Consider the following 17,137-nt stretch of genomic DNA (forward strand, 5'->3'; position numbering starts at 1 on the left):
TCCCAAGAGAACTCATACATGTTTCTTTATTTCCTAAAAAAACTGGGCGTAATTCTTCCCACGTTTTTCGGTGTTACCCTCGTAGCTTTTGTTTTTATCCGCCTGCTGCCCGGCGATCCTGTCATGCTGATGGCCGGAGAACGCGGTATGAGCGAAGAGAGGCATGCCGCACTTATGACAGAGATGGGATTCGACAAACCAGTCATTGTCCAGTACGGCTATTATCTGATGGATCTTGCCCGTGGTGATTTTGGAACCTCCATTATCACAAAGAGGCCGGTACTTGAAGAGTTTGGCGCACTGTTTCCTGCTACGGTTGAATTGTCTGTCTGTGCCATGATTCTTGCTATACTTTTTGGGCTCCCGGCTGGAATGATTGCCGCCACAAAACGCGGGTCAACATTTGACCATACCGTCATGACCAGTGCCCTTACGGGGTACTCCATGCCAATCTTCTGGTGGGGCCTGCTGCTAATTATTTTCTTTTCAGGTATTCTCGGCTGGACCCCTGTCTCCGGCCGGATTTCCCTGCTCTATTATTTTGAACCGGTCACGGGTTTTATGCTCATAGACAGCCTGCTCTCCGGACAGGACGGCGCCTTTGCCTCCGCACTCTCCCACCTGATACTGCCTGCAATTGTGCTGGGCACAATCCCTCTTGCAGTTATTGCCAGGCAGACCCGTTCTGCAATGCTCGAAGTCCTCAGCGAAGATTACGTTCGTACAGCAAGGGCCAAAGGGCTGGGCCCTCAACGCGTCATAGGACTACACGCCCTGCGAAACGCCTTAATTCCTGTCATCACCGTTATCGGGCTTCAAGTCGGAGTTCTCTTTGCCGGAGCAATTCTCACCGAAACCATCTTTTCCTGGCCCGGTATTGGCAAATGGATGGTCGATTCGATATTCAGAAGAGATTACTCTGCAGTTCAGGGTGGCCTGCTTCTCATCGCTGCGATTGTCATGCTGGTCAACCTTGCTGTAGACCTGCTTTACGGTTTAATTAATCCACAAATTCGTCATACGGACTCATAATGGCAGAGACAACCATAGAAGAAATAATTGATGATCGCCCCACTGGATTTAAGGCGGTTCTGAGTGAATTCTGGTCCTATTTCAGTGAAAACCGTGGTGCTGTAATTGGCCTGTTCTTTTTCATCGCCATAGTGCTCATTGCTATCTTTGCTGACTTCATTGCCCCACATGCCCCCAATCAGCAATACAGAGAGGCCCTGCTGCAGCCGCCCTTCTGGCAGACCGGTGGAGAATTCAGATTCCCACTGGGTACCGATGCCATCGGCCGTGACATGCTGTCAAGGCTGATCTACGGCTCAAGATATTCACTGTTTATCGGCTGTATTGTCGTCTCGGTATCACTGATAGTTGGAGTCATACTCGGTCTTATTGCCGGATTTTTTCGAGGAAAAACCGACACCTTTATCATGCGGATAATGGATGTTGTCCTGGCTTTTCCAAGTCTGCTCCTGGCCCTTGTCCTTGTCGCTATTCTCGGGCCAAGCCTCATCAATGCCATGATTGCCATTGCCATCGTGCAGCAGCCTCATTATGTACGTCTCACCCGTGCAGCGGTCCTCTCAGAGATGACCAAAGACTACGTGACAGCAGCGCGGGTTATCGGGGTCAAAACCCTGCGTCTGATGTTTATTACCATTCTACCCAACTGTATGGCCCCACTCATCGTCCAGGCCGCTCTCAGTTTTTCTACAGCAATTCTGGATGCAGCCGCCCTCGGTTTTTTGGGCATGGGAGCACAACCTCCAACCCCTGAATGGGGGACAATGCTTGCTGAGGCACGAGAATTCATCCTCAGAGCCTGGTGGGTTGTCACCTTTCCCGGTATTGCGATCCTCACAACTGTTCTCGCCATCAACCTCATGGGTGACGGCCTCCGGGATGCCTTAGATCCGAAACTTAAACGATCATAACTGCACATGCCATTACTTGAAATTGAAAATCTCACCGTCTCCTTTCAGACAGCTGGCGGTCAGTTTACAGCGGTAGACAGCGTCTCCCTCCATATTAAGCCTGGTGAAATCGTCTCCATTGTTGGCGAGTCCGGCTCTGGAAAATCCGTTGCCATGCTGGCGCTTATGGGTCTTCTCCCCTGGACGGCAACTGTCACCGCGGATAAGCTCTCATTTAACAACCAGGACCTGAAAACCATTGCCAAGCCCGACCTGAGAAAAATAATCGGTTCTAAAATGGCCATGATCTTCCAGGAACCGATGACCAGCCTCAACCCTTGTTTCACCGTCGGTTTCCAGATCATGGAGTCGTTAAAAATTCATCTTGGCCTCAACCGTGCCCAGCGGAAAAAAAGGGCAATAGAATTGCTGGAACTGGTTGGTATTCCGGAACCGGAAAAAAGACTCTCCGCTTTTCCCCACCAGCTTTCAGGTGGAATGAACCAGAGAGTCATGATAGCTCTGGCCATTTCCTGCAACCCGCAGCTGCTGATTGCAGATGAACCAACAACCGCACTCGATGTGACTATTCAGGCCCAAATTCTCGATCTGCTACTCAAACTTCAGAAGGAAAAGGGGATGTCCCTGATCCTCATCACCCATGATATGGGAGTTGTAGCTGAAACGGCGGAGCGTGTTGCTGTCCAGTATGCAGGACAGCAGGTTGAAAAACAGAAGGTCAAAGGCCTGTTTTCAAATCCCCATCACCCATACACCCAGGCACTGCTCAATTCCCTGCCTGAACGTTCAAAGTCAAAGATTCTCCCCTCTATCGCGGGTGTCGTACCCGGACAGTTTGACAAACCCAAAGGCTGCCTTTTCTCGCCCCGCTGCGAATATGCCACAGATAAATGTCGGACTGTTCCCCCCGTCCCTGCAGGCGATGAACAGGGCAGGGCTCTATGTCATTACCCCATAGAAAATGGAAAACCGACAAACTACCCTGAAGAGGTGAATTCATGAGCGGTGAGGTTGTATTGCAGGCAGTAGATCTGAAAAGGTATTATGAGGTTGACCGTGGAACTTTCAAGAAACCGGCAACCCTAAAAGCCCTTGATGGTGCAAGTTTTACTTTGAAAAAGGGTAAAACCCTCGCTATTGTTGGGGAGTCCGGCTGCGGAAAATCAACCATGGCCCGCCTGGTCACCATGATTGAGACTCCCACCTCAGGACAGCTCATCATTGGCGATGAAGATGTTTCCCACGCCAGCAGGTCAACCAGAAGCCGTCTGCATAAAAAGGTACAAATTGTCTTTCAGGACCCGTACGGCTCGCTGAACCCACGGCAGAAAATCGGCCATTCTCTTGAAGAACCTCTCCTCGTCAACACTTCAATGAAGAAGGCTGAGCGACGGGAGGCGGCACTGAAAATGATTCGTCTTGTTGGGCTAAGACCTGAACATTATGACAGATACCCCCATATGTTTTCAGGTGGTCAGCGTCAAAGGATTGCCGTTGCAAGAGCGCTCATGCTCAACCCCGAAATCATCGTGCTGGATGAGCCGGTCTCCGCCCTTGATGTCTCTATTCAGGCCCAGATTCTTAACCTTATTGCCGACCTGCAGCAACGCTTTGATCTGGCCTATATGTTTATCAGCCATGACCTTTCTGTGGTTAAACATATCGCGGATGAGGTGATGGTCATGTATCTTGGCAAACCTGTGGAAACAGGTTCAAGAGAGAATATTTTCGCACGTCCCCATCATCCATATACAAGGGCGCTTCTGTCAGCCACACCAGTTGCCGATCCGTTTAGAAACAAGGAAAGGATTGTCCTCCGCGGTGAACTGCCCTCACCGATAGCCCCACCTTCAGGGTGTACCTTTCATCCGCGCTGCCCCTCAATGACGGAAAAATGCACTCAAGCCTCTCCGGAACTGAGAGAGATCGAAGGCTGCATGGTTGCCTGCTATCACCCGAAAACATATTGAGGGTATGCCAACTTCCACTTGGGCGCAGCCGCAATGAAAGAGAGGCCAAGAGATAGCCCCCAGAAGATTCCGGTCCTCGGACTCGGAACCTGGAAAATGGCTCGAAATGAAGTCGGCCCGGCAATTTCTGCAGCCATTGATATCGGTTATCGACATTTTGACTGCGCCTCAATCTACAACAACGATACAGAGATAGGTGTTGCCTTATCCGCCGCCCTTGGCAGCCGAAAAGTACGACGGGAGGACCTTTGGGTTACTTCCAAACTATGGAACAATGCCCACGGTCCCAAATATGTGCGTCCTGCCCTTGAACGTATTCTAAAAAACCTCAAACTCAGCCACCTCGACCTCTTTCTTATCCACTGGCCCGTCAGTTTCAAAGCTGATATCACCTTCCCAAAACGAGCTGATCAATTTATTGCTCTGGAGGATCTGCCCATCATCGAGACCTGGAGTGCCATGGAGAAAATGGTGAAAAAGGGTCTTTGCAGAAATATCGGAGTGAGCAATTTTAACATTTCCCGCCTAACGGAACTCCTGGACCTTGCCACCATTAGACCTTATCTCAACCAGATTGAGCTGCATCCATATCTCCAGCAACCTCAGATGATTGAATACTGCCGCCAGCACGGGCTTCAATTGAGCGCTTACTCTCCGCTGGGCTCAGGAAAACAACCGGAGATCGACGGTTTCGAGACACCCTCTCTCGTGCATCACCCTGTAATCTGTAAGCTTGCCCTAAAATACCAAGCAACTGCAGCACAGGTTCTCATTGCCTGGGGACTACAACGAAAAACAATCGTCATAGCGAAATCAGTCCATACCAAACACCTGGAAGGCAACTTCAAATCTCTGCAACTTGACCTCGATGAGGCTGATATGCTGACGATTAACCAGCTGGACCTTGGCTATCGTTTCCTTGACGGTGCATTTTTCACCCCGGCCGGTTCTCCGTACAAGCTTTCTGATCTTTGGGACGACTAAGGCTTTTTTCGACAGTAAGCTTTTATAACACATTCCTGCATGATTTCATTGCATTTACCTGCCAAATACGTGTATCCTGAATTTCACAATTGAAATAGGGGAAACCTTGTCGCAGTAAATATTACTTATCTTACTAAGATTATACATATTTACTAAAATATGTTCCCTTTCATATTAATGAGAAGACACATTAACAATGCACATTTTCAACAACCTCCCTATAGCAGTTGTGCAACTCGGTCCGGAAACCAGGATCGTGCTCAGCAATAAAATGGCCCAATCACTTTTGGAATGGAAAAAAGTCCCCAAAAAACTCCCACGTTTCACACGGTTTCTCAATACTGATGACGCCGAACGGTTTCTGGACTTTTACGAAACCATGACCACCGCGTGCTCACTGTTCACTACCACTTTAGTCCTTTCAGCCAAGGTAAAAAAAAGGGTAACCATACAAGCCACCCTGACGGATGGGGGGGATAGATTTTTGGTTCTCAACCCTCAGAATGGTTGGAACAACGGCTGTAACAGTTCCTGCGAGCACGCGGCGATCCTTGAAGCCCAGTATCAGCATAATCCTGGCGGTATCCTTATGGTAGGCAGCGATATGAAGATGCTCTCATTTAACGAGGAGTTTGTTAAAATCTGGGGAATACCAAAGGACATTCAGAATTCCAGGAACGAAGAAGCGAGTCTTCAGTGTGTTTTAGATAAGGTAAGTGACCCACAGGGCTTTATTGATAAGATAACCTCGCTTTATGCCAACCGTCGTGAAGTCAGCACCGATGAGGTGTATCTCAAAGATGGCCGAATCCTGTACCGTCATACCTATCCAATCCATAATGACGATCTGTACCTCGGAAGGGTCTGGTATTTTCTTGATATTACGCCGCTTAAAAAAGCACAGTTGCAAATTGAAAAACAGCAGATCTTCCAGAAAGCTATTATAGAAAATGTTCAGGATGGAATTATAGCCTGTAACTCTGCAGGAAAAATCAACCTGATGAACCGAGCGAGCCGCCTGTTTTACGGCTTCACTACAGTGAATCCTCTGGGCATGGATATTGACGAACTCAAACAGTTTAAGGGTGATGGAGTAACGCCGACGACTATACAGCAGAGTCCTTTGAGAAAGGCACTCAACGGCCAGACCATTGAAAACCTGCAGATCGTCGTAAGAAACGACCAGGGCATAGCCCACACGCTCAGGGTAAACGGTCAAACCATGGTCCATGACAAAGTTGATAAACTCGGTGCTGTAATCTCACTTCATGATATCACCGACCTGACCAAGGCAAAAGAGCAACTGAAGTTCATGGCCTACCACGACGCGCTGACCGGTCTGCCCAATCGCAGACTCTTCCATGATCTCCTTTTACAAAATCTCAAGCAGGCGGCAAGAAATAACCAGAAAGTCGGAGTCCTTTTCCTTGACATGGATAATTTCAAGTCCGTCAACGATACCCATGGCCATCTCGCTGGAGATAAGCTGTTAACTGAAGTGGGGAAAACCCTGGAATCATGCCTGAGAGAATCTGACATCCTCTGTCGCTGGGGGGGGGATGAGTTTGTAATCGGGATTCTTGAAAATCATGAGGATGAAGAAATCCTCAAAGTCGCCCAGAAAATCTGCCAGACGGTTCTCCAACGAATCAAGAAAAAAAACAGCGCCTTTAATGTAAGCGTAACCATTGGCATTTCTATATGTCCTGACCATGGAGAGGACCCTGACTTACTCATACGTAATGCGGATGTTGCCATGTACCACGCGAAAAGGATGGGCAAAAACAGATGCGAAATCTTTTCGAAAGAACCGATGAAAACCGCTAACTGATCTCTGGCGGCAATGACGGGGTTAGAATTGTTGCGACCACCTCTAAAGACACATCAGCCATCATACCGGAATAACGTGTCTTTATCGCATTATTTAACATATCACAATCAAGTATGAGCCCCGTCTGAACGAGCACTGCAAGCGCTGCTATTCCCCTCTGGCCTTTCTTGAGCTTCAGATTTCCCCCATCACACATTATGACTCTGGCCCCGGTTACTGGAAGCGTGAGATCCGGAAATGCAATAATAACAGTATCCGCATCCGCCTCGGCAAACATTTTTCTTCGCCGATCAACACCTTCCTGCCCCACACATATGATAACAGCAGGCTTATTGATACCGGTATAAGTAATAGGCTTTATATCAACAACCACCTCGGAGATAGAATGGCCTCTTAACACCGTTATCGGATAGTCATTTTTCTGACTCACCCAACGGCCACTGCTCATTGCACCAATTGAGAGGATCTCTCCGATCGTATTGATAAACTGACCGGCCGACCCTAAAATAACCACTTCGGTCCTCTCATGGGTCAGGGGACTGAACTTACTTTCTATCTCTATAAGAGGCTGGGGTTCTTTTGTCACAGCTGCCAGACGTCGGTAATGTTCACCGTATTCCTCCCGGACAGAAACTTCCATTTCTTCAGCTGGTAAATCTCTATCTTGCCCGATAGACACGCTATGTCCGCCACCAGAAGTTCGCATTTTCTTTTCAAGCTGACCTGCGGTGATCGGATTTTTTTTAAGGTGCCTGCCGGGGCAAATGCCCCATATATCAAGCAGGGCAAAGCCTGGAAATTCAATACTTCTGCTTATCGTCTCCGCCAAAGCGCCATCCGTTGCCATGACTTTTTCGGTAAACAGGGCTCCAGCGGCCGCAGCAACCCTACAGATATCAATGGGCACCTCGAGTTTATTGAGAAAGTTTGAGGCGGTCTGATCTGATGCTGGAGTGGTGGTTGAACACTGACCACCGGTCATTCCATAGTTAAAATTATTGAGAACCAGCAGCGTGATGTCGAGGTTTCTCCTGCAACTTGCCAGTACATGGGCGCCTCCTATACCCAGGCCACCATCCCCCATAATCACCAGAACGGTAATTTCCGGGTGCACCATTTTCAAACCTGTTGCATAGGTTAAGGCCCTTCCATGGAGGCCGTGCAGGGCGTGGGTGTTAAAAAAAGTGTCAAATAACCCAGAGCAGCCGATATCACTTACGATGGCGACCTGATGTCCTTGCAGGCCGAGACTCTGAATTGCCCTGTCGACACCATGTACAACACGTTCATGGCTGCAACCAGGACAGAAAAACAGAGGTCTGTTGCTATTGAGTACCGTATTCATTGTAACACCTCTCTTACAATCGAGGCCGGTGTGATCAGCTCTCCGTTCATCTGACCATAGAAATGTACTGGAATGTCGCCTGCAAGCCGCTCTATTTCACGTACATACTGGCCACGGTTCATCTCAACCACAACAATTTTCTCTTTTCCTTTCATTTCACTTTTAAGTTCACCTTCAGCTACCGGGAAAAGGGTTTTGATGACCAGTAAAGAAACCCCGTATCCCTGTTTCCTCAGGCTAATAAGGGCCTCGGCTGCAGCGCGCGCTGTCACTCCATAGGTGACAAGCAGAGTGGAATCACCCGGGTTTGCATCAACCTCCATACAGCAGAGCTCCCCGGAAGCACTCAAAAGTTTTTGTTCCATTCTAAGAATAGCGTCTCCAATTACCTGTGGGTCTGTGGTGATATAATTATCCACACCATGGGTTGAAGACGTAAGCCTTACCAGTTCCTTCGTTCTCAAAGAAGCCGGATTAACGACCTTCAAACTCTCAGATTCACAGCTGCAACCCTTGTCCTCATCCAAACCCGAAAACACCTCCAGATCAACGCTTTCCCGGACCATTCCCACCTCCTTATTCGAGGCAATAAACACCGGACAACGATATTTTTGAGCAAAGTGAAAGGCCCTCAAGGTCAACACAAATGCATCTTTAACATCAACAGGAACCAACACGATGACGGGCAGACCACCACTATTTCCCCAGCGCAGAAATTGAATATCGCCGTCAGCCCCTTTGGTGGCAGAACCAGTGGAGGGTCCCAGACGCTGAACATCGACGATCACAATTGGAATTTCTGCGCCAATGGCAAAGGAAATCTGCTCACTAAAAAGACTTATCCCGGGACCAGACGTTGCAGTCATAACTTTTGCCCCGCCGGCTGCAGCACCAAGACAAAAACCAATGGAGGCAATTTCATCTTCTCCCTGCATACAGACTCTCCCCAGTGGTGGGAGAAAATCAAGCATATGGTGAAAAATTGAGGTTGCCGGCGTAATAGGATAACCGGCAAAGAAATCACAACCTGCGAGTATTGCGGCCCTGGCCACAGCCTCATTGCCATCAAGAAAAACAGAACCCATATCTCACACCTGTAAAATTCGTTCTCAAGCCCCACCCATTTGGATATAATCTAAAATAGTCGAAAAAAACGTTAGCACACTCCACCAAATTGTTACAATGTAAAAGCTTCTTTTGCCAAGACATTTCCCCTTCAACCGATGGTTACCCCATGCAACTGATTGACAGCCACTGCCATCTCGATTTCTGGCAAGAAAAAGCACAGATCGACAAAGTAATTGATGAAGCTGGAGAAGTGGGAGTAGAAGGCTTTATCATACCTGGTGTTGTTGCTTCCGGGTGGAACGAACAAATTGAGATTTGCAGGCAAAACCATAAGGTACATTGTGCAGCCGGAATGCATCCCCTCTATCTCAGCCAGCATCGCCCCGGAGATCTCAAACGGCTCGAGGAGTTATGCAATAAGGACCTTCTTGTCGCCATCGGAGAAATTGGTCTTGATTTCTATCACAGCACTGAACACCAGAAAAAACAGCAGGAACTTTTTGAAGAGCAGCTTGCAGTTGCCAGTAAAAATAACCTTCCCGTCATCCTCCATGTACGAAAAGCCCACGATCAGATCCTGGCAACCTTGAGGAGAACACATTTTAAACCCGGGGGAACAGTACATGCATTCACCGGCAGCCTGCAACAGGCTGAGCAATATATAGGCCTTGGTTTTGTTCTCGGTATTGGCGGGGCTATCACCCATGAACGTGCGAAAAAACTACGATCAACGGTCACAAAATTACCCGAGACATCTCTCATTCTTGAAACCGACGCTCCCGATATGGTTCTTGCCGGGAGAAAAGGTGAAGTGAATCAACCAAAATACTTACCCGAAATCCTTGCTGAACTCGCATCATTACGAATGCAAGACCCTGAGCAACTCGGAAAAACAACCAGACAGACCACAATCGACATTTTTCATCTCAACTAACAAAAAACCTGTCCCAAGCAATCAATCCCCAGGTCAGGACCACCAGAAAAAGACTAAAAAAGACTGCCGCAGAGCCCATGTCCTTTGCCTGGCCGGAAAGAATATGTTTTTCTGCACCGATACGATCAACAACCGCCTCGATTGCAGAGTTCAATAGTTCCACCACAACGACCAGAACGCAGGGTGCAATCAGCAGTATCCGCTGCTCCACCGTTTCTCCGAGCCAGAACGCAAGAGGCAGCAGGGCGAGCATCAAGGCAAGCTCCTGACGAAAGGCGGCCTCATTTTCAAGTGCTGCACGTATTCCTCGATAGGAATAATACGCCGCCCAGCCAACTCTATGCAAACCTCGCCTCCTCGGTTTGTTCATTTCAGGTTCCTGCCCATCCGGTTGTACCACCATAAGTTTTTCCTTTTTCGTGCATAATCAGATGTTTATAAATGTATAATCGCCACTATATTTTTTATTACCAAAAGAAGACGCTGCAATACAGTAAGTCTGTCGCAATATAGAGTACCCTGAAGCCAGAGACAACTGTATCGTCGAACAGATCAAAAAAAATGGGCAATCGAAGTATTCGATTGCCCATTACAGCTGGAAACAAAAAGCTCGCTCGATTATTTGCCTTGCATCATCAAGGCAACATCTTCTTCTACGCTACCAATTGGCTTGATATCAAAGTTTTCAACCAGCACATTGAGCACTGCAGGTGATACAAATGCAGGAAGAGTTGGTCCTAAACGAATCCCCTTAACACCAAGATGCAGGAGAGCCAGAAGAACAGCCACCGCTTTCTGCTCATACCAGGCAATGTCAAAGGAAATGGGCAATTCATTTATATCATCGAGCTCAAAGACTTCTTTGAGTTTAAGTGCAATAACTGCAAGGGAATAGCTGTCATTACATTGACCGGCATCAAGAACCCGAGGAATTCCACCAATATCGCCAAGATTAAGCTTATTATATCGGTATTTTGCACAGCCTGCTGTCAGAATGACTGCATCTTCTGGTAACTGCTCTGCAACTTCCGTAAAATATCCACGGCCCTTTTGTCGACCATCACATCCGGCCATTACCACAAAACGTTTGATAGCACCGGACTTGACCGCCTCGACCACCTTGTCCGCCAGGGCTAATACCTGATTATGGGCAAAACCAGCAATAATCGTTCCTGTCTCAAGCTCTGAAGGGGCTATACAGCTTTTCGCCTGGGCAATAATAGCAGAAAAATCTTTTGGTTTCCCATTTACTCTGTCGGCAATATGGGTAACACCTGGGTAACCAGCCATTCCTGTGGTGTAAATACGGTCTTTATAACTGTTTGAGTCCTTAATCGGGATAATACAGTTCGTGGTCATCAGGATTGGTCCATGGAAAGCTTCAAAATCTTCGTTCTGATGCCACCAGGAACCACCATAATTACCTTTTAAATTCTCATATTTTTTAAAACCGGGATATGAGTTGGCGGGCAGCATTTCTCCGTGGGTGTAAACATCCACACCGGTTCCCTGTACCTGGATGAGAAGTTCTTCAAGATCTCTCAGGTCATGGCCACTGATAAGAATTCCAGGCTTGTCGCCAACACCGATATTAACCTCAGTGATTTCAGGATTTCCGTAAGCGGTGGTGTTCGCTGCATCAAGTGCTGCCATGGTGGTTACGGCAACTTCTCCAGCTTTTAGTACGAGGGCAACCATTTCATCAACACTGTGTTCTTCGGTGGTTGATGCAAGGCCTTCGATAACAAAATCATAGATCTCTTCTTTTTCAACACCAAGTACTGCTGCATGCTCAGCATAGGCACCAATACCTTTCAAACCAAGAATAAGGAGTTCACGTAAGCTACGGACATCTTCGTTTTCAGTGGCCAGAACACCCACGGTCTTGGCCTTGGTCTGGTAGGTTGAAGAGTCTGATGAGAACCACAGGGCCGATGCATCGAGTTGATCAGATGGAGAACTTTTCTCACCCATTCCTAAAAACCGCATGAGTTTTCCAAAAACCGATACCTTGTCCGCCTCGGAAGCAAGCGCATCAAACTGACTTTTCAACTGCAGCTTTATTGCCTGGGAGCGTTTAATCCATTTCTCAAGGCTGGCATTATCAAAATTTGCATTAGTGATAGTGGTAAAAAGACCCTCTGAGAGAAACAGGCCCACTTCCTTGCCAACTATTGCTCCGGCTCCTTTCAGTCCTTTGGCGAGAACAGCAATGCCTTTGAGGTCATAGATAAGGAGATCCTGAAGATTCGCGGTGGACTCCTGTTTTCCACACACACCTTTTATTGTACAACCGGTTCCTTTTGCAGCTTCCTGACATTGAAAACAGAACATAACAACTCCTTATTGTTCGTGTAAGCGCTTCGTTCTACTGTAGTGCGTCGTCATTTCCTCTCAAGCTGATACAGAAATGAAACTGAAGCGAAGATAGCGGGAATTTTTCCGCGCCTTTATTTGTGTTATTCAGTGACAGTTGTACCCTGCAACGGGCCCTCATTCCTTGACATGGATCAATTGTTATTATTTTTTCAATCTTTTTGACTGTACAAAAGAGACATTGCAGACCGGAGATCAGCTATCGCGTGCTGTCCTGGTGCCGAGCTTTCTCTTCCTGCTGCAAAGGTGATGTCAGAACCAAAAAGCCCCCCGGCCAGTCGACTTATGCCCCCTTCTATTCCCATGGAAATGGTAATCATAGGTATGTCAATCTTCCCGTTTCGACTCACATTGGTGGCCGACAGCAGGGTCAGAACATCTGTATAGCATTTGGGCATCACTGCAATTTTTGCAATATCCGCCCCTTGAGCCTGGGCCCTTTCCAGCACCTCACAGATAACATTTTCAGGCGGGGTTTCCTTAAAATTATGATGGGAGAAAATCAGTTTGACCCCTGATGTTTGAGCACGGCCTATGATAGTATCAAGAAAATGGTCTTCATTGGCGAGTTCAACATCGACGAGGTCGACTTCACCACTGTCGATGGCCCCACAAATAAGCTCCAGTCGCTTGGTTTGAGACATACTCTGCATACCACCTTCACTCTCAATCCTGCAGGTAAAAATGAGGGGAATATCCCCGATAATTGTCCTTAATTTCCTAAGAATCCCAAGACACTCATCGGTATCTGCTATTTTTTTATAGCCATCGACACGCCACTCCAGAATGTCTGGCTTATACGCCACCAACTCTTTTGCTTCACTGAAAAGTCCTTCCAAGCTCTTGGCTACCAGGGGAAGGCATATGCATGGCTGCTCCCCGCCGATGACTGTTCCTCTGATCTTGAGTTGAATTCTGCTCTGTTGCCTCATTGTATTTCCCTTTTATTTGTGCCCTGTAACTTTTACATCCCACCAAGGCTATCAACGGTAACTCTTTCATCATTTTTCTTCACCTGAGTTCAGGGCAAGTGAGCCAAAATACCCTATCGCCACCATAGTTTCATTCAATTTCCCTGACCTGAGTATTGTCGGTGGAGGTGTATCTTAAGAAGATAAAACTTTTTCGCAACAATTCAGTAAGCCATCGAAAATGAGAGTTTGGTTTCAGATATTTTACCAGCTCAACGGTCAAGGAAAATGGCAGTTGTGATGACGGTTTTGCGTCCATTAACACCAGAGACGGACATGAGTACCTCCGGCTGAACGAAGGTATGAAGAGTATTGCATCACCTAGAAACTAGAAGATTTGCAGCGATGAAAGGTGCCACCACCGAATTTAGGAAGGAAGAGGGAATCTCCTCTGATTCCAATACCAGCACGCTCTATGTCGCCATGAGTGCGATTGCCAAGAACATGGAAGCGTCAGGAAAAATGATACCGATGGGTCAAACCATATCAGACTGCCCCAAAAAATGTGGCTCTGGATATGAGCTCGATATCGCACCAGATGCTTCCTTTTGGCAGTAATTATGTCGGAAAAATAAGACCACAGCTCTTGAGGTTCCAGGGGATACCATGTGTCCCAAATAGAATCTGGATAGCCAGGCTATCGTCTATGAATCCCGTTTCGGGGAGCGAACCCAGCTTGCAAGGGAGGATCTCTCAGCCGAGCTTGTGCAACCAGCAAAAAAACTGGCTGTGCATTAGCCTCGATGCTTCGAGGGGTGAGATTGGTATTGAAACTCGGGTACAGGGAAACTTGCAGGACTCAGGGAGGGAATTTCCTCCTGTAAATAGGCTCACAGGCTATATTTTCAGCTTGCGAGGGCAGATGGTAAAAGGCTGAAGCCCCAGATTTAAGTGAAGGACTACTTCATTTGTCAAAGGAGATTTATGATTGAACACCCTCGTGAACCGTATCTTTACGATTTCGATTGAGACCCTGAAAAATGGAAAGCAAAATCGTTTCATCAAGTTTTGCCTCAAGCTGACGTTCATAGGTATCGGTGTCATCCAACTCTTCTGCCTCGGATAACACGTCATTCTCCTCATTGTCCGCTAAAACAACCTGCTCACTCCTGTAAACGGCATTATCTACGACAAAATCATCGGCTTTATGGCGGTCAAGCCATTGGTCTGTTTCGTCATGACTGCCCAAAAAAGGAACGAAGAGGTTATCACCGATCATAACTGTCACCAGTCTAAATCCCCCACCCAAATCATACTTGACACAGTTCTTTATTCGTTGTTCGCCATTTCTGGTTCGTTTGATGAGCACCTTCTCACCGTGCACACCATATTTCCTGATATCTTCCAGAAGTTGGAGAAACCTGTACACAGCCTGTTCCGATATTCTGCTGGAATGGATGAGCTTATCCATCTGACGGTCGAGTGATTGTGCTATGTGTAGAGTAAGATTCATCGTACTTTTCCTTATAAAATTGTGGCTAAAAGTAAATGATACACTTATCTCAATTTTTAAATACATAATTCCTATTAGTCAAATACATTTACCCGATACATAAAACTCCAGCGATTGACAGGGCCTATTTGTAAAAGAAGAACTCATTGACAAATGAGTGAACAATTACTTAATAGTTTTGCCACTGACAATTACAACACGATCAAACTCTAGGTTATAAAGGAGACACTGTGAAAATCTTAACACTGCATGGTGGTGCAAGAAAAACTGGAAACACTGCAACGGCAGCGCGAATTGTAGAAGACAAACTCCGCTCCATGGGCCATGAGATTGAATCTATTTTTCTCTTCGACAAAAACATCAAAGCCTGTCTTGCCTGTGGAAAATGCAAGGAAAAACCTGAAAGTGTTGCCTGCGTACAAAAAGACGATGCCAGTGACATTCTTGAAAAAATGGTCACCACTGACCTTGTACTCTTCACCTCTCCTCTCTATTTCTGGGGACTCGCAGGACCACTGAAAACCATGATTGACCGGACTTTTTCACTCTACACCGACTATCACAAACCAACCCACGCCTCACTCGTAGAAGGACAACGACAGGCGCTGTTGGTCACAGGTGGCGGGCCGTACGAGAATAATGCAGAGCCCGTCTTTACTGCCTTTAATCGACTTCAATCACCGCATAAGGCAATTAACGCGGGTGAACTCTTTATCGAAAAGTGCACTACCCCAGAAAAACTCGAAGCCGAGCAGACAGAACAGCTCCTCCTTTTTGCAGGCAAGATCGTAGGCTAAGGTTCCACCTCAATCAAGATTCGTGCAGCATAGCTGCACGATTAAAGACAGTCGAATATGCATGGTCCTACCTGGTCCCACAAGCCATGGCATCACATTATCTCCATAAAATATCATATTTTACAGCGGGGTGAAATACTGTAAGATAGCACAAATAACAGGCGGCTACCGTCGATTATTTGAAATATAAATCAGAGCCCAATAGCCCTGTCCATTTCGCTCGTTTCAAGACCAAACAAGGAGCACACTATGGTTACCTCAATTATCCTCCTCAATATCGAAAGAACAAAAATTAACGAAGTCGCTGAACAGCTTGCAGAGATGGAAGGAATTTCTGAAGTGTATTCTGTGAGTGGAAAATATGACCTGATCGTAATCGTCCGTGTCAAAACCAATGACGACCTTGCAACTCTTGTTACAAAAAAACTTCTCACCATAGAGAACATACTGAAATCAGAAACAATGCTTGCTTTTAAAGCCTTTTCACGCCACGATCTTGAGGCTATGTTTAACATTGGGATGAAATAAATTCTCTCCACCTTCAACGCGGAGACAGTGATTCGTTCTTTGTTCTCTTACTTTTTTAAGTATGAGGAAAATGAGTCTTGCGTTTTCAGCTTAAAAGTGCAAAAATCGGTCTCTTGTACAGACATGGGTGCATTTTTTGTGCTTCACCTCCCGATAGAAGAGATATGTAATGACCTGTAATGTCGCACATTCCTCAGTTATGTCATTGTTGGCATATCATTTGCTATTTTCCGGATGGCTGAAAAACAAATTTTGTCTCTACTCTCGGCCTCACCCTGTGTGACCCAGCAAAATTTCTAGAATATCTTGCCACCGGTACTTTCATTTTTGAAACGTTTCCGCCGCCACAGAAGGGATGATGAGGCATTCTTCAATTAAGACATAAACTTGAGGCAAATAGTTTGATGTTATGCATTAATTTCCCCAAATCATGTTATGAAGTCTAGAGGCTAAGCGTTGCATTATTAAAATGCAGCTCCTCATTTCATTCGGCAGTTTCATTCAAAATATTTGAGATTTTATGCGATTTATCCATAAAGCTTTCATCGTCGTCTCGTTAGCGGTCTTTTTTGCGGTACCGTCCTTTGCAAAGGACTATACTTTTTCCTGGTCAGCCAATGAAGGTCTGGTAGAGGGGTATAAGCTGTACTACAAAAAAGGTGGTGCGGCATCCCCACCATTTGATGGGAATGAGGCAAATGAAGGAGAGTCCCCCATATGCATCGGCGATGCCACTTCCTTTACCATTTCTGGTCTGGAAGATAACACCACCTATCATTTTTCTCTGACGGCCTATGCTGGTGCAGACGAAAGTGATTATACCGAGGTAATTACAGTGTTCCCAAATGACCAGCAAGAGCGGATCAAGACAGTGCTGAATATTATCAACACCTATTTGTTGCTCGGTGACGAATCTTAACAATTAGCCAGCAGTCCC

The 17,137-nt window shown here is 46.8% G+C and carries 17 protein-coding genes; 11 read left to right on the forward strand and 6 right to left on the reverse strand.

The genetic code is table 11. The features are described from left to right. The first annotated feature begins 18 nt into the window (after positions 1–18). The 6 genes from FCL48_RS01990 (at position 19) to FCL48_RS02015 (ending at position 6,728) form a co-directional block, all read left to right on the forward strand. The gene (locus FCL48_RS01990; protein ID WP_136870570.1) at positions 19–1,032 is read left to right on the forward strand and encodes an ABC transporter permease subunit; all 1,014 of its coding nucleotides are present in this window, start codon (positions 19–21) and stop codon (positions 1,030–1,032) included. After that, entirely contained in the window at positions 1,032–1,943 is a 912-nt protein-coding gene (locus FCL48_RS01995; RefSeq protein WP_136870571.1) for an ABC transporter permease subunit, read from the forward strand. Before FCL48_RS01990 ends, FCL48_RS01995 begins: the two co-directional genes overlap by 1 nt. Positions 1,944–1,949: 6 nt before the next feature. Continuing rightward, entirely contained in the window at positions 1,950–2,945 is a 996-nt protein-coding gene (locus tag FCL48_RS02000; RefSeq protein WP_136870572.1) for an ABC transporter ATP-binding protein, read from the forward strand. Next, positions 2,942–3,913 carry a dipeptide ABC transporter ATP-binding protein gene (locus FCL48_RS02005; RefSeq protein WP_136870573.1) on the forward strand — a complete coding sequence of 324 codons (972 nt, stop codon included), beginning with the start codon at positions 2,942–2,944 and terminating at the stop codon, positions 3,911–3,913. The genes FCL48_RS02000 and FCL48_RS02005 overlap by 4 nt, the downstream gene beginning before the upstream one ends. Positions 3,914–3,946: 33 nt before the next feature. Further along, complete coding sequence (locus FCL48_RS02010; RefSeq protein WP_136870574.1) at positions 3,947–4,897, forward strand: aldo/keto reductase; 951 nt, start codon at positions 3,947–3,949, stop codon at positions 4,895–4,897. 196 nt (positions 4,898–5,093) lie between these two features. Next, positions 5,094–6,728 carry a sensor domain-containing diguanylate cyclase gene (locus FCL48_RS02015; protein WP_136870575.1) on the forward strand — a complete coding sequence of 545 codons (1,635 nt, stop codon included), beginning with the start codon at positions 5,094–5,096 and terminating at the stop codon, positions 6,726–6,728. Here the strand turns inward: FCL48_RS02015 and FCL48_RS02020 are convergent. Next, positions 6,721–8,073: a thiamine pyrophosphate-dependent enzyme gene (locus FCL48_RS02020; protein WP_136870576.1), complete on the reverse strand. Its 1,353-nt coding sequence runs from the start codon at positions 8,071–8,073 to the stop codon at positions 6,721–6,723. The genes FCL48_RS02015 and FCL48_RS02020 overlap by 8 nt on opposite strands. Continuing rightward, the gene (locus tag FCL48_RS02025; RefSeq protein ID WP_136870577.1) at positions 8,070–9,158 is read right to left on the reverse strand and encodes a pyruvate flavodoxin/ferredoxin oxidoreductase; all 1,089 of its coding nucleotides are present in this window, start codon (positions 9,156–9,158) and stop codon (positions 8,070–8,072) included. The genes FCL48_RS02020 and FCL48_RS02025 overlap by 4 nt, the downstream gene beginning before the upstream one ends. A 149-nt stretch (positions 9,159–9,307) precedes the next feature. On the opposite strand from FCL48_RS02025, the gene FCL48_RS02030 reads away from it, so the two are divergent. Beyond that, on the forward strand, positions 9,308–10,075 hold the full coding sequence (locus tag FCL48_RS02030) for a TatD family hydrolase (RefSeq protein ID WP_136870578.1): 768 nt from the start codon (positions 9,308–9,310) through the stop codon (positions 10,073–10,075). Here FCL48_RS02030 and FCL48_RS02035 read toward each other — a convergent pair. The 3 genes from FCL48_RS02035 to aroD form a co-directional block, all read right to left on the reverse strand. Next, the gene (locus FCL48_RS02035; RefSeq protein WP_240744714.1) at positions 10,068–10,478 is read right to left on the reverse strand and encodes a diacylglycerol kinase; all 411 of its coding nucleotides are present in this window, start codon (positions 10,476–10,478) and stop codon (positions 10,068–10,070) included. The genes FCL48_RS02030 and FCL48_RS02035 overlap by 8 nt on opposite strands. Positions 10,479–10,693: 215 nt before the next feature. After that, on the reverse strand, positions 10,694–12,409 hold the full coding sequence (gene hcp / locus FCL48_RS02040) for a hydroxylamine reductase (RefSeq protein WP_136870579.1): 1,716 nt from the start codon (positions 12,407–12,409) through the stop codon (positions 10,694–10,696). A gap of 194 nt (positions 12,410–12,603) precedes the next feature. Continuing rightward, the gene (aroD, locus tag FCL48_RS02045) at positions 12,604–13,383 is read right to left on the reverse strand and encodes a type I 3-dehydroquinate dehydratase (protein ID WP_136870580.1); all 780 of its coding nucleotides are present in this window, start codon (positions 13,381–13,383) and stop codon (positions 12,604–12,606) included. A gap of 384 nt (positions 13,384–13,767) precedes the next feature. On the opposite strand from aroD, the gene FCL48_RS02050 reads away from it, so the two are divergent. Further along, complete coding sequence (locus FCL48_RS02050) at positions 13,768–13,980, forward strand: hypothetical protein (protein ID WP_136870581.1); 213 nt, start codon at positions 13,768–13,770, stop codon at positions 13,978–13,980. A 364-nt stretch (positions 13,981–14,344) separates the two neighbouring features. On the opposite strand, the gene FCL48_RS02055 is transcribed toward FCL48_RS02050, so the two are convergent. Continuing rightward, entirely contained in the window at positions 14,345–14,875 is a 531-nt protein-coding gene (locus FCL48_RS02055; protein WP_136870582.1) for a hypothetical protein, read from the reverse strand. A gap of 230 nt (positions 14,876–15,105) precedes the next feature. On the opposite strand from FCL48_RS02055, the gene FCL48_RS02060 reads away from it, so the two are divergent. From FCL48_RS02060 to FCL48_RS02070, 3 genes are all read left to right on the forward strand, one after another. Beyond that, positions 15,106–15,672, forward strand: a complete 567-nt coding sequence (locus FCL48_RS02060) for a flavodoxin family protein (RefSeq protein WP_136870583.1) — start codon at positions 15,106–15,108, stop codon at positions 15,670–15,672. Between the two features lie 249 nt (positions 15,673–15,921). Beyond that, complete coding sequence (locus tag FCL48_RS02065) at positions 15,922–16,200, forward strand: Lrp/AsnC family transcriptional regulator (protein ID WP_136870584.1); 279 nt, start codon at positions 15,922–15,924, stop codon at positions 16,198–16,200. Positions 16,201–16,720: 520 nt separating this feature from the next. After that, entirely contained in the window at positions 16,721–17,119 is a 399-nt protein-coding gene (locus tag FCL48_RS02070) for a fibronectin type III domain-containing protein (RefSeq protein ID WP_136870585.1), read from the forward strand. Positions 17,120–17,137: the final 18 nt, after the last annotated feature.

The sequence above is a fragment of the Desulforhopalus sp. IMCC35007 genome (assembly GCF_005116575.1).
Lineage (GTDB): Bacteria > Desulfobacterota > Desulfobulbia > Desulfobulbales > Desulfocapsaceae > Desulforhopalus_A.